Origin of the sequence: Desulfobaculum xiamenense, assembly GCF_011927665.1 — a bacterium.
GTDB classification, from domain to species: Bacteria; Desulfobacterota; Desulfovibrionia; order Desulfovibrionales; family Desulfovibrionaceae; genus Desulfobaculum; species Desulfobaculum xiamenense.
Genome location: NZ_JAATJA010000001.1, coordinates 557,978 through 573,404 on the forward strand (window position 1 = coordinate 557,978; position 15,427 = coordinate 573,404).

General features: G+C 61.5%; 15 protein-coding genes. 9 read left to right on the forward strand and 6 right to left on the reverse strand.

Annotated elements, in window-relative coordinates; translation table 11 throughout:
• Positions 1-7 precede the first annotated feature (7 nt).
• The 3 genes from GGQ74_RS02535 to GGQ74_RS02545 are packed head-to-tail and all read left to right on the forward strand — an operon-like array spanning position 8 to position 1,777.
• Positions 8-445 (forward strand): NIL domain-containing protein, encoded by a 438-nt coding sequence (locus GGQ74_RS02535; protein ID WP_167939960.1) that lies wholly within the window; start codon positions 8-10, stop codon positions 443-445.
• 20 nt (positions 446-465) lie between these two features.
• The gene (locus GGQ74_RS02540) at positions 466-990 is read left to right on the forward strand and encodes a PilZ domain-containing protein (protein WP_167939961.1); all 525 of its coding nucleotides are present in this window, start codon (positions 466-468) and stop codon (positions 988-990) included.
• A 31-nt stretch (positions 991-1,021) separates the two neighbouring features.
• Positions 1,022-1,777 carry a protein phosphatase CheZ gene (locus GGQ74_RS02545; protein WP_167939962.1) on the forward strand — a complete coding sequence of 252 codons (756 nt, stop codon included), beginning with the start codon at positions 1,022-1,024 and terminating at the stop codon, positions 1,775-1,777.
• A gap of 77 nt (positions 1,778-1,854) precedes the next feature.
• Here the strand turns inward: GGQ74_RS02545 and mgtE are convergent, their stop codons facing one another.
• Positions 1,855-3,213, reverse strand: a complete 1,359-nt coding sequence (gene mgtE / locus GGQ74_RS02550) for a magnesium transporter (RefSeq protein ID WP_167939963.1) — start codon at positions 3,211-3,213, stop codon at positions 1,855-1,857.
• A 119-nt stretch (positions 3,214-3,332) separates the two neighbouring features.
• On the opposite strand from mgtE, the gene nadC reads away from it, so the two are divergent.
• The 4 genes from nadC to GGQ74_RS02570 all read left to right on the forward strand — a co-directional run bounded on the left by nadC (position 3,333) and on the right by GGQ74_RS02570 (position 7,569).
• Positions 3,333-4,211, forward strand: a complete 879-nt coding sequence (gene nadC, locus GGQ74_RS02555; RefSeq protein ID WP_167939964.1) for a carboxylating nicotinate-nucleotide diphosphorylase — start codon at positions 3,333-3,335, stop codon at positions 4,209-4,211.
• A gap of 4 nt (positions 4,212-4,215) precedes the next feature.
• On the forward strand, positions 4,216-5,247 hold the full coding sequence (gene nadA, locus GGQ74_RS02560; RefSeq protein WP_167939965.1) for a quinolinate synthase NadA: 1,032 nt from the start codon (positions 4,216-4,218) through the stop codon (positions 5,245-5,247).
• Between the two features lie 177 nt (positions 5,248-5,424).
• On the forward strand, positions 5,425-7,005 hold the full coding sequence (gene nadB / locus GGQ74_RS02565) for an L-aspartate oxidase (RefSeq protein ID WP_167939966.1): 1,581 nt from the start codon (positions 5,425-5,427) through the stop codon (positions 7,003-7,005).
• Positions 7,006-7,197: 192 nt separating this feature from the next.
• A complete protein-coding gene (locus tag GGQ74_RS02570) occupies positions 7,198-7,569 on the forward strand; it encodes a hypothetical protein (protein ID WP_167939967.1) in 372 nt (123 codons plus the stop codon).
• 353 nt (positions 7,570-7,922) lie between these two features.
• On the opposite strand, the gene secF is transcribed toward GGQ74_RS02570, so the two are convergent.
• The 3 genes from secF to yajC form a co-directional block, all read right to left on the reverse strand.
• The gene (gene secF, locus GGQ74_RS02575; protein WP_167939968.1) at positions 7,923-8,993 is read right to left on the reverse strand and encodes a protein translocase subunit SecF; all 1,071 of its coding nucleotides are present in this window, start codon (positions 8,991-8,993) and stop codon (positions 7,923-7,925) included.
• 13 nt (positions 8,994-9,006) lie between these two features.
• On the reverse strand, positions 9,007-10,605 hold the full coding sequence (gene secD, locus GGQ74_RS02580; RefSeq protein WP_167939969.1) for a protein translocase subunit SecD: 1,599 nt from the start codon (positions 10,603-10,605) through the stop codon (positions 9,007-9,009).
• Positions 10,606-10,790: 185 nt separating this feature from the next.
• Positions 10,791-11,156, reverse strand: a complete 366-nt coding sequence (gene yajC, locus GGQ74_RS02585; protein WP_167939970.1) for a preprotein translocase subunit YajC — start codon at positions 11,154-11,156, stop codon at positions 10,791-10,793.
• Between the two features lie 366 nt (positions 11,157-11,522).
• Here yajC and GGQ74_RS02590 point away from each other — a divergent pair, with 366 nt between their 5' ends.
• Together GGQ74_RS02590 and GGQ74_RS02595 are read left to right on the forward strand one after the other, a co-directional pair.
• On the forward strand, positions 11,523-12,752 hold the full coding sequence (locus tag GGQ74_RS02590; protein ID WP_167939971.1) for a cation:proton antiporter: 1,230 nt from the start codon (positions 11,523-11,525) through the stop codon (positions 12,750-12,752).
• A 59-nt stretch (positions 12,753-12,811) separates the two neighbouring features.
• The gene (locus GGQ74_RS02595; RefSeq protein ID WP_209280056.1) at positions 12,812-13,249 is read left to right on the forward strand and encodes a DUF1499 domain-containing protein; all 438 of its coding nucleotides are present in this window, start codon (positions 12,812-12,814) and stop codon (positions 13,247-13,249) included.
• A gap of 16 nt (positions 13,250-13,265) precedes the next feature.
• Here the strand turns inward: GGQ74_RS02595 and GGQ74_RS02600 are convergent, their stop codons facing one another.
• Both GGQ74_RS02600 and GGQ74_RS02605 read right to left on the reverse strand, forming a co-directional pair.
• The gene (locus GGQ74_RS02600; protein WP_167939972.1) at positions 13,266-14,114 is read right to left on the reverse strand and encodes a carbohydrate-binding family 9-like protein; all 849 of its coding nucleotides are present in this window, start codon (positions 14,112-14,114) and stop codon (positions 13,266-13,268) included.
• A gap of 644 nt (positions 14,115-14,758) precedes the next feature.
• The gene (locus GGQ74_RS02605; RefSeq protein ID WP_167939973.1) at positions 14,759-15,022 is read right to left on the reverse strand and encodes an RNA recognition motif domain-containing protein; all 264 of its coding nucleotides are present in this window, start codon (positions 15,020-15,022) and stop codon (positions 14,759-14,761) included.
• Positions 15,023-15,427: the final 405 nt, after the last annotated feature.

Consider the following 15,427-nt stretch of genomic DNA (forward strand, 5'->3'; position numbering starts at 1 on the left):
ATACATCATGCAAGACGTCATCAAGGCTCATCGCAAGATCGTTCACCTCTCCTTCCCCCCGGAAAGCTCCGGCCGCCCCGTGGTCTGCAATCTGACCCGGCTGTTCGACCTCACCTTCAACATCCTTCAGGCGTCCATCTCGCCCCGGCAGGAGGGTTCGCTGACCCTCGAACTGACCGGCAGTGAGGAGAACTACACCAAGGGCATCGCCTACCTCTCCGAGCAGGGCATCAAGGTGCAGGTGGTGGCGCAGAAGATATTCCGCGACGAGGAAGCCTGCATCGACTGTGGCATGTGCACCGCGCTGTGCGCGTCCAAGGCTTTGCACCTCGACCGCGCCACCCGGCGTATCCAGTTCGATTCCGAGAAGTGCACCGCCTGCGGCATGTGTACCCGCGTCTGCCCCGTCAACGCCATGAATGTGCAACTCGACGAAGACTGGTAGCATAGGTTCGGAGGCCGAAGATGAACACACGGGAATTTTCCAGCGTTCCGACCAGAATTCGCGGCTATGTCCGCCGGATGGATTCGGCCTCCGATCTGCCCATGCTTCAGGAGCAGCTTTCCGCAGCCGAAGACGACGCCCTCGACCTGTCCGGGGTGAAGCTTCAGGAACCGCTTGTGCGTTTTCTTGAGGCCGTCAACGCCAAGCTCGACACCCTGCTTGGGCTCATGAGCGTGGAACGGCTCGAAAGCGAGTTCGACAGCCGCATCGAGATCGTGGAAATCTCCGGCTCCGGTCTCGGCTTCACCTGCGCGGACTGCGCCTTCGCCGTTGGCGACAGGCTGGAGTTCGCGCTGCTTCTGGCTCAGTTTCCCTTCCGTGTCGCCGCTGCCGTGGGCAAGGTCACGCAGGTGCGCACCGTCAACGAGCGCCCCGTATGGAACGTGACCTTCACCAGCGTGCGCGAAAGTGATCAGGAGGCCATCGTCAGGTTCGTGTTCAGGGAGGAACGCGAGCGTATCCGTGAAAAGAAATGGGCGGAGTAGCCGGAAGCGCCAACCGTCCGGAGGGAACAGCATGACCCCCAAGATCGACAAGCAGCTGGATCAACTGGTCGAGCAGGTGACGCAGAGCGTCGTTGCCGGGCTGGATGCCGTCATCAAGGACGCCATCGTCAAGGAGGTCACCAACGTCCTGACGAAGAGCCTCAACAAGGAGATCAAGGACGGCGAGTTCTTCCGCAAGGTCAACGACGACATGCGTCACGGTCTTGAGGAAATCTACAAGGAGATCAAGAAGGCCAAGCAGAACGATTCTGCCGCCTCCCTGTCTTCCGGCTCTCGCAGCGAGACCGATCAGCTCATCACCGAGGCCTCGGACCAGCTGGACGAGATTCTCAAGTCCACCGAGGACGCCACTGTGCGCATCATGGACATCGTGGAGAAGCATCAGGAGATGATCGCCCAGTCCGGCAAGCTGCTGCGCGAATTCCGCAGCGGCGGAGCCAGCAAGGACAGCGTGAACCGCCTTATCGAACTCAACGACACCCACACCTCGGACCTCATCGACGTGATGACCGCCCTCTCCTTTCAGGACCTTACCGGGCAGCGCATCAAGCGCATCGTCTCCGCGCTCAAGCGCATCGAGGAAGTCGTGTTCAGCCTCTACGTGTCCACTGGCCTTGCCGTGAAGAAGCGCGACGAGGAGCCGGAGCGCGACACCGAGGAAATCGCTAAAGAAGCGCGCCAGACGGCATCTGAACTCAAGGGCCCGCAGGGCGGCACCTCGCAGGGCGACGTGGACGACCTGCTCAAGCAGCTCGGTCTGGAATAGATTTCATCGCGATACACACAAAAGGGCCGCACCGGAATTCCGGTGCGGCCCTTTGTTTTGTGGTATGATGATTCGTTTCAGAACAACAGCAGCGACGACAACCCGAGGAAGGTCAGGAAGCCCGCGCTGTCCGTCAGGGCGGTCAGGAAGATGCTCGACGCCTGCGCGGGGTCGCGGCCGAGTTCCTTGAACACGACCGGGATGGACGCGCCGGCGACATTGCCGATGCACATGTCCACTCCGAGTGCGAGGCTCATCACGAAGGCGAGTTCGATCTTGTGAGTCAGCAGGGACACGCCGACCATGACCAGTATGCCCACGATAATGCCGTTGAGCAGGCCGATTCTGGCCTCGCGCGCAACGGCGAGCCATGCGCGCTTGCGGTCGAAGGCCTCCATGGCCAACTGGCGGATGATGACCGCCAGCGACTGCTGGCCGGAGTTTCCGGCCTGATTGGCCACGATGGGCATGAGCGCCGCAAGGATGGCCATCTGGGTGATGGTTCCCTCGAAAAGGTGCACCACCCACGCGGAGACCGCGGAATTGAGGACGTTGACCAGAAGCCACGGCAGGCGCATGCGCACGGACTGCAACCACGGGGTATCCGTGGTCTCGTCCTGACCGGCGCCGACCATGCCCAGCATGTCCTCGCTAGCCTCTTCGTGGATGATGTCGATGACGTCGTCGTGGGTGACCACGCCGAGCAGGCGCATCTCCCGGTCCACGATAGGCAGCGCGAGGAAGTTGTAGTGCGTGAGCTTCTGGGCCACTTCCTCCTTGTCCACATCGAAGTACGAATAGACGAGGTGCTGCTTTCCCAGCACGTCGCGCAGGCGTTGGCCGGGGCGGCTGAGCATGAGATTGCGCAGCGAAAGCACGCCGATGAGGTGGTCCGCTTCATCGACGATATAGGCGTAGTAGGGAATCTCGGATTCTTCTGCGGCGCTTCGGATGAGTTGGATGGCCTGATCCGCGGTGAGGTTCTGGTCAAGGACCGTCACCTCGGTGTTCATGACCCCACCGGCGGTGTCGGGGTCGAATGTCAGCAGGGTTTCGATTTCCAGCGCTTCTTCCTGCTCGACCCGTTGCAGCAGTCGCTGCTGGTGGGCATCGTCGAGGTCGTCCAGAATGTCCGCCGCATCGTCGGGCGACATCTGTCCGAGCAGGTCGGCTGCGTAGTCCGGAGGCAGATCCTTCATGAGCCGGGCGCGATCATGCCGTTCCATTTCGGCAATGAATTCGGCCGCGTCCTCAGGCTCAAGTGTGGTGATCACCTCCACCTGTTCTTCGAGCGGCAGACTCTCCAGCAGTTCCGCACCGTCCGCCGGATGCGCGAATTCGAATTCGGCGGCGGGGTTTTCCTGCGGCTGCGGGACAGCCTGCCCGTCCGGCCCTTGCGGACCGAACTGCGAGGTGATTCTTTCCTTTTCCGTCATAGCCGTTGTGGGGTACCCCAAATGCTGTTCAAGGTCAAAAGAATCGGGGAACTTGACTCGCATTGGCCCATACCGTACGAGCCGTGTACAGACACAACTCCAACCCTCGCGGGTACGCCATGAACCATACGCCATTCGATGCATTTTTCCAGGGGGTAGCAGGTGACTATCTGCGGCGGGCAATCATTTTCGCGCTTGATGAAGATGGTGCGGACCTCACGTCGCATGCCGTTTTCACCGGAAACGAAGTGGCGCATTGCGTCATCCTCGCCAAGGAGGAAACCATCTGTGCCGGACTGCCCGTCATCGACCTCGTTCTGGACGCCCTCGGCCTCGAAAGGCCACACGACGTCACCTTCCACCACGCCGATGGCGACACCGTTTCCGCCGGCACCGTGGTCGCCGAATTCGCCTGCTCGCCCATCGTCGCCTTCAAGGCGGAACGCGTCATCCTGAATTTCGTCTGTCATCTCTCGGGGATAGCCAATCTCACCCGCCGCTACGTCGATGCGCTGGCGGGAACGCGCACCGTGCTCCTCGACACGCGAAAGACTCTCCCCTGCCTCAGATATCCGGAAAAATACGCAGTCTTGCTGGGTGGCGGCAAAAACCATAGGATGGATCTTGCCGAGATGCTCATGCTCAAGGACAACCACATCGATCAGGCGGGCGGCATCAGTCCGGCGGTTCAGGCCCTGCGAAGAGCCTACACCCCCTGCCCCCCCATAGAGGTCGAGTGCCGCACGCTCGATGACGTGTCGGAAGCCGTTGCCCTTGGCGTCGATCGCATCATGCTCGACAACATGGACCCCGCAACGCTGCGCGATGCTCTGGCCCGCATACCCGAGGGTATCGAATCCGAAGTAAGCGGCGGGGTGAATCTTTCCACCATTGCGGACATTGGTCGAATCGGTCCGGATTTCGTGTCGGTGGGCAGGCTGACCCACTCGGCCCCGGCAGCGGATTTCAGCATGCGTGTCCGCATAACGAATGGATGAGACAATGAGCTCCAACCACACGCAGATCATCACTGACATCAGGAAGCAGCGCGGATCAGATCTCGTAATCATGGCGCACCACTACCAGCACGAGCGCGTCATCCTGCATGCCGATCTCAAGGGAGATTCACTGGAGCTGGCACGGCACGTTCCGTCGCTTAAGGCGGAATACATCGTTTTTTGCGGCGTGAGCTTCATGGCCGAGACGGCGGCAATGCTCGCAGGTGAGGACCAGAAGGTCATCATCCCCGCGCCTTCGGCCGGATGCACCATGTCCGGCATGGCTCCCGCCCACCTGCTTGATTGCGTCATGCGCCGCCTCACCGAGGACGGCGCGAGCGTCATCCCGCTGGCCTACGTCAACACCTCCGCCGCCGTGAAGGGCATTGTGGGACGCTACGGCGGTTCCGTGTGTACCTCGGCCAACGCGAAAACCATGCTGGCGTGGGCACTCAAGCGCGGCGAGACGGTCCTTTTCCTCCCGGATCGCAACCTCGGCAACAACACAGCCGATCAGCTCGGCGTGCCCGCCAACCGGCGCATGCAGCTCGACATCCGCGGCAACGGTTCCCACATCGACGTGAAGAGCGCCACGGCGGCGCGGCTCCTCCTGTGGCCCGGCCTGTGCTCCATCCACGAGCGCTTCCGCGAGGGGCAGATCGACGAAATCCGCCAGCGCGACCCCGATGCGTTGATTGTGGTGCATCCCGAGTGTCGCCCCGGCGTGGTCCGCAAGGCCGACGCCGCAGGCTCCACGTCCTTCATCATTAAGTATGTGGCCAACGCACCTGCGGAGGCGACCATCTACGTCGGCACGGAGATCAATCTCGTGGAGCGCCTTGCCAAGCAGTACCGGGGCGACAAGCGCATCCGGCCGCTGGTCCCCAGCTCCTGCGCCAACATGGCACTGACCACCGAGCGCCTGCTGGCGGAAACCCTTGAAAATCTGGAGAACTCCGAGCCGGTGCGCGTGCCGGACGATACGGTGCACTACGCCCGCATCGCCTTGGAGCGCATGCTCGAAGCCTGTGCCTAGCCGATTGGAAACATCAACCCTTTCCGTGCAGACCGCTTGAACGGCTCCGGGCCGCTTACGGGAACAGGGCATGGCAGACGCGCTTTCGGCAGGCGTGCGCCATGCCCCCCCGCAACGGGTGCGGCCCGAAGTCCGTTTTCCGGCCTGTCGGCATTGCGAACGTCATCGAGCAGGAACATGCACAGTTATCGCTACAAGACCGAGGCTTTGATCATCGGTTCCGGCATCGCCGGTTCCGCCTGCGCCCTCACCCTTGCCGACGCAGGCATACAGGTAACGCTCCTCACGGCGGACGACGCGCCGGACAAGGGCAACTCCGCCCTCGCGCAGGGCGGCATCGTCTACAAGGCCCACGACGAGAACCCCCGCGATCTCGAAGAGGACATCTACACGGCTGGCTGGCGGATCAACAATCCCCGCGCCGTACGCTTCCTCGCCCGCAAGGGACCGGAGGCTGTCCGAAGCGTGCTGGTGGAGAAGCTCGACGTCGCCTTCGCTCGCGACCCGGATGGCGAATTGGAGCTCATCCGTGAGGGCGGACACGGCAAGCCGCGCATCGCCCACTGCGCGGACTATTCCGGCCGGGCCATCATGGACCGCATGGTGGAGGCGGTGCGCAAGCATCCAAACATCACCCTGCTCACCGGCCGGACCGCCATTGACCTGCTTACCAGCCATCACCACGCCAATTCCCTCGAATTCAAGTATCATCTGGTCAATCAGTGCTGCGGCGCGTACGTCTTCAACCAGGAACTCAACCAGGTCGAGACGGTGCTCGCGGACTACACGATACTCGCCACGGGCGGCATCGGACAGGTCTACCTGCACACCACGAATACCGCGTCGTCCATCGGCTCCGGCATGGTCATGGCCTCGCGCGCCAAGGCCAAGACCATCAACGCAGAGTACGTGCAGTTCCACCCCACCGCCCTCTTCCACCGCGCCCCGAGGCGCTTCCTCATTTCGGAGGCCGTTCGCGGAGCCGGAGCGCGGCTCCTGAACGACAAGGGCGAGGCCTTCATGTCGCGCTACGATCCGCGCGCGGACCTCGCCCCGCGCGACATCGTCACCCGCGCCATTCAGGAAGAGATGCTCGCCACCGGGGCGGACTGCGTCTACCTTGACGCCGCCAACTACGTCTCGCGCGACATCCATGCGTATTTCCCCACCATCTGCAAGAAATGTAGCGAGATCGGCGTTGACGTCACGCGGGAGCCGATTCCCGTCGTCCCCGCCGCCCACTACTTCTGCGGCGGCGTGCTCACGGACACCCGCGCCCGGACCACGCTCTCGCGCCTTTACGCCGTGGGTGAATGCGCCTGCACCGGCGTGCACGGCGCGAACCGCCTTGCCAGCACCTCGCTGCTGGAAGGCCTGCTGTGGGGCGTTTCCGCCGCGCACGACATCGCGTCCCGCCATTCGCACAAGAACGCCCTGCCCAAACGGCTGGCGGAGTCCATGCCCGACTGGGTGGCCGCAGGAGACACCGAGAACGAGGACCCGGCCCTCATCGCGCAGGACTGGGCCACCATACGCTCCACCATGTGGAACTACGTGGGCATCACGCGCACCACGCAGCGCCTCAAGCGCGCCTTCGACGACATGCGCAACCTCTACCGCCACCTGCAGGACTTCTACCGCGAAACGCCCATTTCCCGCCCGCTGGTGGACCTCTTCCACGGGTGCTACGCCGCGTACATCGTGACCCTTGCCTCCATGCGCAACAAGGAAAGCAAGGGCTGTCATTACCGCAAGTGATCACTGCATGAGCGATAATTTCATGCAACGATGGGCACTGCGAACGCGCCTGTCAGCCCTTGTAAAACAAAGGCCCATGCCTTGAATTTAGGAACGCCTTTCGCTTCACCGCGAAAGGCGTTCCTGTTTGTGTTGTCATTTGCGAATCTATTTTGTAAGGCACCTGAAAGGACACTTTCAAGGAGGTTTCGCATGTTCGACAATTCTTCGCTCACGCCCTTCTCCGTCAAAGTGCTCAACACGCTCCTCTACCATCAGCGGCGCGTCAGAAAGCCCCGCGTCACCGCGGACGACGTGCCGCCCCGAATGCTCTCCTACGGTGACCTCTGCGAGATGCTCGACAGGGAAAAGCGCCATGCCATCTGCCTGTGCGAGCCGCTGGCCCGCATCGAGGAGTGGTGCGTAGCCAACGACCGCCCGAACCTGAGCGCGCTGGTGGTCAGCGAGGCGACGCGTCGCCCCGGCGAATGCTACGGCCGTAGTCCCCAGTTCAGCCGCGACAGTTGGGAACAGGACATTCTGGACTGTCTCGGCACCATCAACTATCCACTCCATATCTGCTAGCGCCGAATTTCGGCTGGGCATGCCATTCTGCGGCGTTTTGCGACTCCGACGCCCGCCAATCGCCAGCACGCGATTCCGTGCGTCTCTGGGTGTGTCTGCGCCATTTGCCGGGGGATAGGCGGGACGAGCCGACTTCCTGAGTCGGCGAATGCGACTTCGCGCGTTTCGTTCGAAGCGAAAGACTTTGCGGCGCGCTTTGAGGTGGCGGCATTTCGTTGGCAACATGCCGAGCGATTCGCGCATCCGGCGTCGCATGCCGTTTCGCCTTTCGACACCTCGATCAGGGCATAGAAGAAGCCCCCGGCTCCTTTCGGAACCGGGGGCTTTTCATTGCGTATCGTCCGACGAAACGGCTAGGCCGCCGCGCCTTCCTCCTCGACGGGCTGCGCCGAGGGGCCGATGCCCATCAGGATGGGGCTGGCCACGAAGATGGACGAGTAGGTACCGATAACCACGCCGATGAGCAGCGCGAAGGCGAAGTCGTGGATGACGCCGCCACCCAGCACGTACAGGGCTGCGACAACCAGCAGGGTCGTGCCGGAGGTCAGAAGCGTACGGGACAGGGTCTGGTTGATGGACCTATTGATGGTGTCGGCGAAGGTGTCGCCGAGGCCATTACGAAGGTTCTCGCGGATTCGGTCGAACACGATGATGGTGTCGTTCAGCGAGTAGCCGATGATGGTCAGGAGCGCGGCGACGATGGTCAGGTCGAACTCCTTGCCCAGAAGCGAGAACACGCCGACGGTGATGATGACGTCATGAATGAGCGCCACGACCGCGCCGAGGGCGTAGTTGAGCTTCAGGTACCAGCACAGGCCGATGGTGATGAACATGGCTGCCACGATGAGCAGGCTCATGGGCAGGTTGACCAGCTCCAGCAGGTAGATGCCGCCAGCCAGAGCCGCCGCCATGATGCCCGCCACGATCCAGCGCGCCTCGAAGCGGCCGGAGATGTAGATGGCGATGAGCAGCACGGCGTAGAACATGGCCTCCAGGGCCTTTTCGCGCAGGTCCGCGCCGACCTTGGGGCCGACCATTTCCTGACGCTGGATCTTGTAGCCGGAGTTGCCCATGTCGGCGTTCAGCGTGGTCTCGACCTTGGTCCGCACCTCGTCGGTGGTGACGTTCAGTGCGGAGACGCGGATGATGAACTCGTTGTCCTGCGGCAGGCCGAAGGTCTGCACGGTGGTGTCGGCAAGGCCGCCGTCGCGCAGGATCGTCTTCAGGTGGTCGATTTCGATTTCCTTGTCGAACTTCACCTGCACGTTGATGCCGCCCGCGAAGTCGATGCCGTAGCGGGGGCCGCCATGCATGATGAGCGAGCCAACGCCCAGCAGGATCAGCGCAAGCGAGATCATGAAGGCGAACTTGCGGATGCCGACGAAATCGATATGCGTATCAGACTTGATGATTTGCAGTCCCATCTCAGTAACTCCCCTAGATGCTCAGGCTGGCGCCGGGTTTGGCCTTGGCGGCCCACATGTCGAACAGGATGCGGGTCACGAAGATGGCCGTGAACATGGAGGCCAGGATACCCAGGGTCAGAGTGACCGCGAAGCCGCGAATGGGGCCGGTACCGAACTGGTACAGGATCACGGCGGCGAGGATGGTGGTCACGTTGGCATCGAGAATGGTCAGGGTGGCCTTGGAATAGCCTTCGTCAATGGCCGCACGCGGGGTAAGGCCGCGGCGCAGTTCCTCGCGGATGCGCTCGAAGATGATGACGTTGGCGTCCACGGCCATGCCGATGGTCAGGATGATGCCCGCGATGCCCGGCAGGGTCAGCGTGGCACCGAAACCGGCCAGACCGGCCATGATCAGCACGATGTTGAACACGAGGGCGAGGTCGGCCACGATGCCGCCGAAGCCGTAGTACACGGCCATGAAGCCGAGCACGAGGATGAATCCGGCGAATGCGGCGGTAACGCCCTTGTCGATGGATTCCTGTCCGAGGGACGGGCCAACGCTTCTTTCCTCAAGCACCTTGACCGGAGCGGGCAGCGCGCCGGAGCGCAGCACCAGCGCGAGGTCGGCGGCCTCGGTGTCGGAGAAGGAGCCGGTGATCTGGGCGCGTCCGCCGACGATCTTGTCCTGAATGCTCGGCGCGGAGTAGACTTCGCCGTCGAGCACGATGGCCAGACGCTTCTTGACGTTCTCGCCGGTGACGCGTGCGAAGATGCGTGCGCCGCGGGGGTTGAAGGTCATGCTGACGTAGGGCTGGCCGAAGTTGTCGTAGCTCACGTGGGCATCGGTGATGTACTCGCCGGACAGCACGGCATCCTTCTTGAGGACGATGGGCTGCTGGCCGTAGGTACCGTCGGCGCGGAGCTTCTTAAGTGCGGCCAGTTCGCGGCCCGGAGCGATGATGCCCTTCTCCGCCTTGGTCAGATCGGCAGCGTCGTCCACGAGCTTGAACTCGAGGTGCGCGGTGCGGCCGATGATGTCGATGGCGCGCTGGGGGTCATCGAGACCGGGCAGCTGGACCTGAATGCGGTCGTCCTGCTGGCGGCGGATGTCGGGCTCGGCCACGCCGAACTGGTCGATGCGGGTACGGATGGTCTTGAGCACCTGATCGACGGTCAGCTTCGCAACGTCGCGCCGATACTCGGGGGTCATTTCCATCGTGTAGCGCACCTTACCATCGGCGTCGGCCTCGCGGGCATCGACCTTAAGCACGCGGTAGTGCTGCTTCAGAAGCTCATCAAGAGCCTTCTGCTGCTCGGACTTGAGCAGCGTGAAGTCGAGCTTCTCTCCGGCTCTCACGGCGGGCTTGAGGACGGCGATGCCTTCCTCGCGTGCCGCGGAACGGATGTCCTGCCCCAGCTGGTTCAGGTTGTACTCGATGGCCTTGGGGATATCCACGCCCAGAGTCAGGTGCACGCCACCTTTCAGGTCGAGGCCGAGACTGATCTCATCAGCGGGCAGCACGTTCTTCAGCGGAGAATCCTTGCCGACGAACGAGGGCAGCACGTAGACGAGTCCGAGCACGCCCACGAACAGGGCGAGAATGATGCGGTAACGCAGGCTCCCTTTCATTGTTTCTCCTCGGGGTCCAGACAAAACACGGCGCGCACGGGAATCCGACGCGCCAACTGCCAGTGAAAAGCCTTAAATAAATACGTCTTATCAATAGCAAAGGCAAGCGGTTGACCGAACTGAACAGCCAGCTCGGCGTCTCGCTTGCCTTACATGCATGGAGGCGGACAATGGCCGCGTCTCCGTTACTTTTTCTTCTTGTCGTTCTTGGCGCCGGAGAAGCTCTTGGGGGCATTCTCCAGAACGCTGGAAACGAAGGCGCGATTCATGATGACTTCGTTCTCGTCGCCGAGTTCGACAACGAGCTCGTCTTCCCGAATCTCAACGATACGGCCGTAGAAACCGCCGCCGGTGAGAACCCAGTCGCCCTTCTTGAGGGCGGCGAGCATTTCCTTGTGCTGCTTGGCCTTCTTCTGCTGCGGGCGAATGAGAAGGAAGTAGAAGATGACGAACATCAGGATGAGGGGCATCATTCCCATGATGGGATTGGCCGCGCCCTCTGCGCCCTGCGCACCGGCGCCCATGGCGTAGGCTACGTCAGCGAAAAACATTTGGCCTCCTAGTGAAGTGTTGGCAATCATCGCCACCATCGGGACACCCCGGGGCGGACGTATGGAGCTTGTATCATGCAGCTACGTAAATGAACAGGCTGCAACGAATCCTGATAAGGCCTCGGCTGGTTTTCGTCAACCGTAACCCGCCCGGGAAACGTTGCTTTGTCTGTATTGCGCCCGCTTTTGGCCCATCGCGCCTCCCTCGGCCCTGCGCATGGTGAACGCGTGCCCACGCCCCGCCCATCCCGGCGCGGCACGTCCTCTTTCCACAATCGCATCCCTTTGGAACCCCTGCCCTTTCCCTTCGCAACCGGACGGTGTAGCATCCTCCAAACCGCCGGATCTCGGCATGGGGTGCCTGCAATGGATTACACATCCATCTATGTCACGCTCTTCTTCATCATCGTTGCAGCCCGTCTGTTCGGGGAAATAGCCTCGCGATTCGGCATGCCGTCTGTACTCGGCGAGATGCTCGCGGGCATCCTGCTTGGTCCGAGCCTGCTCGACATCGTCCACGTCAACGAGATCATTTCATTTCTCGCGGAACTCGGCATCATGCTGTTCATTTTCCGCATCGGTCTCGAATCCGACATTGGCAAGCTGGTCCGCGCCGGACGTAGCGCCGTGGCGGTGGCCTTTGCCGGGGCCATGCTGCCCCTGTTTCTCGTCTATTGGGGACTTTCCGGCCTGCTCGGCGTGCCCGCTCCTGTCGCGCTTTTCGCTGGTGGCACAATGGCCGCCACAAGCATCGGTGTGACGGTGCGCGTGCTTGAGGACATAGGCCACGGCTCGCACGACTATGCCCGCGTCATCGTCGGCGCGGCCATCGTGGACGATGTGATCGGCGTCGTCCTGCTCGCCTTTCTGTACGACTTCGCCGTGACGGGAAGTGTGGACGGGATGCGCATACTGACCATCACCGGCTCCGTGGCGCTTCTTCTGGCCCTCGTACCGCTTGCGGCGGGGCACGTGTCGCACCTCGTCATGATCCTGCGCCAGCGGCGCAAGGTGCCGGGGCTGCTTCCGGCAATCCATGTGGCCAGCCTGCTCCTCTTCGCCGCCCTCTGCCGCAGGTTCGGCGTGCCGGAAATCCTCGGGGCCTTCGCGGCGGGATGCGTGCTTTCGCAGGACACGACTTTCTTCTTCGGCCGCACGGTCCGCACGGACAAGGTCTTCATCGAACTTCTGCATGATCGCATCCGGCCCATCATGCAGCTTCTTACGCCCATCTTCTTCGTCACGGTCGGGCTTTCCGTGGACATGCGCGCCATCGACTGGGGCGATTCGGGATTCTGGCTTCCCGCCCTGCTCCTGCTTGGTGCGGGAATCATCGGCAAGTACGCGGCCGGTTTTCTCGCCGGGGGCTTCTCCATTCGCGAGAAGCGGCTCATCGGCATTTCGATGGTTCCGCGTGCCGAGGTGGGCCTCGTTTTCGCCGAGGTCGGGCATCGGACCGGGCTTTTTCCGCCCGAAACCCACGCCGCGCTGATCTTCGTCATCATCGTAACCACCGTACTCCCGCCCCTGTGGCTCAAGGTGCTGACCACTAGATGGAACGGCCCGACTCCGGCCCGCGCGCGAGGGACATCATGAGGCGTTCGCTGCATGCCGAACTTCCTGCGCGTGGTCTTTTCCTTTACAATGGACGCATGATGATCAGACGCATGCTTATGACGGCCCTTGCCGGAACGCTCGCCCTTGCGGCCTGCTCCGGCTGTTCCGGTGGCGCTGACGCCCTGCGCGAACGACTTGCTCCATGCCCCGGCAGCCCCAACTGTGTGTCGTCGCTGGCGGATGACCGCCACGGCATCGCGCCCTTGCGGATGAGCGGAAACACGGTGTCCGTAATGAATCGACTAAAAGCGGTGATCGAATCCATGCCCGGCGTCGATATCGTTTCCGTGGATGGCGCGTATCTTCACGCGGTGTTCAGCAGCAGAATCTTCGGATTCAGAGACGATCTCGAATGCCTGTACGTGGAATCCGAAGGGCGCGTCCATATCCGCAGCGCTTCCCGCTTGGGATACTGGGATTTTGGCGTGAATCGGCGACGAATCGAGCTTTTGCGCGAGCGTATCGCGGAACGCTGACGCGCCGTGTCTGCATTCAGGGCGCGCAGATCACGCGGGCGAATTTCTCCGGCATGTGCGAATCGAACTGCCCATGCGGCCCAAGCGCCCAGCCGTTCGGCGGGTCGATGCGTCGCCCTGCACTGTCGCGATGCCTGAACCGCGAGCAGTCGGCACGGAAGGTCCACCCCGGCTGCGGCGACATGGGGGCATCCGGAAGAATACGGCGCAATCCCGTCCACGGGATGGCCACCTCCACCGTCCAGCCTTCGTCGACGTCAGTATCGTCGTTCACGGTTCCCTGAATCCGTACGGCCGTCACGAGCCCCGGCAAATCCCAATCCAGAAAGCCCGTGCGCATCCCCCGTGGATGTCGGTGGCTTCCGATTCCGGCCAGCCGCATGGTGCGCCCCGAGAATTCCGCCCCGGCGTGCGCACCCTGCGGGTCGAAGGCGTCGTCCCATATCCACAGCACTTCGTAGACGGTGCCGAAGGCGTTGATTTCCAGCTCGTAATATGCATCGGGACCGGCGATGAAAACCTCCGCGTCATCATCCATATATATGGGTGCGTCGCGCTCTGTCAGGTTCGCCGTCACATTCGGTTCCTCGAAACGGAAGGCGATGTAGAGCGCGCGCTCGTCCCACTCCATGGCGCAGCGCGAATCGAGCCATGCGGGGGTTCCGTGGACGAGATCGACGAAGATGTCGGACCAGTGAGCCTCGTGCCAGCACACATCGTCGAGTTGGCCGTCAACGACTGGGGGAGCGGAGATGTAGTGACTGGAAAGAACTGGATATTCCGCCGCGATGACCGGTGGAATCCACAGGTTCAGGAAAAGGTTGAGACAGGCGAACAGGGCAACAAAAGGGATCCGACGCCGCATGACCACCCCGCTTATTCTTCATGACTTTTTCACGAAAATCCCATGAGAAACTCTACACTTTGATATTGCTCATCATTTTTGCAGCGCCTCGCGGTGAGCGAGCAATCAGGAAAATATTACCGGAAATCGGGATGATAGCAGATTCGGTGGGCGGATGCACGAAATCGTGCGGGGGAAGGAGGCCACGAGGTCCGAATGCCAACTGGAATCAACGCCCCCATGAGGGGACATGGCATGCCTCGGATTCGGTGGAAACCATGGACGGCCGGATACTTTTGGATGCCCTGCCGGATGGATGTCATCGAGTATGCGTCATTGAAAAGGCACACGCGCTGAAGGACAATAACGCGTCGTACCAACTCACGACGTTCACGTAGATCTCATTGAAACGAGGCGAAAAACATTGAAGGACCGGCAGCGAAGGTGGGCGAGATCGCCTAGGCGGGTTCTTTGAACAGGGGAAGAAGCAAGAGCTTTTCGATGGCGAAGCGGACAGCACAAACCATCTCGGCCTGTCCGCAAGGCGGATAGGCTTCATAAAACAAAAGAAGCCCAACATTGGTGACGCCACGCTCGCGGCGTCACCAATGAAAGCTTACAAAAAAGCCCGCCTTGCGGCGGGCTTCGTGGTGCCATTGTCTCCGCTAGTAGCGGGGGCGGCGCTCACGGGGCTGGGCTTCGTTGACACGAAGGTCACGGCCCATGTAGTTGTTGCCGTTCAGGGCCTCAATGGCCTGAAGAGCGCCTTCGTCATCCATTTCGACAAATCCGAAGCCACGGGAGCGACCAGTCTCACGGTCCATGACGACACGTGCGGAAATCACTTCACCGAACTCGGAAAAGAGAGAATGAAGGTCTTCGTCAGAAGCGCCCCAGGCCAGGTTGCCGACATAAATGTTCTTAGACAAGGAAATAACTCCAAAAGGAAAAAAAGGGAATAACATGTGCCGCGACGGTTGTATGCCATTTATCAACCACCCTGGCACGAACACCGCGTCTTGGCACGCCATGTACCAACATCCGCCTGCGTTCTGTCAAACGAATGCCCTTTTATATACGAACTACGGATCAGGTCAATACTTTCTTTCACCAAAAAAAACGGTTCGATGAAAAATTCTGAGTGGATGCGGGCAATGTATCGCCACACGACACTTTTTGTTGCGAGCGCATCCCTGCGTTGCCCTTCTCCACCGTCCACGCATAGGCCACAAGGAATGGAAATTTCACGGCCCACATCGGCTAAACCGCTCACCCAGCTTTCCGCGCCTTCCAAAAGAAGAGGCTCCGGCGAACCGGAGCCTCCCTCCCTACAA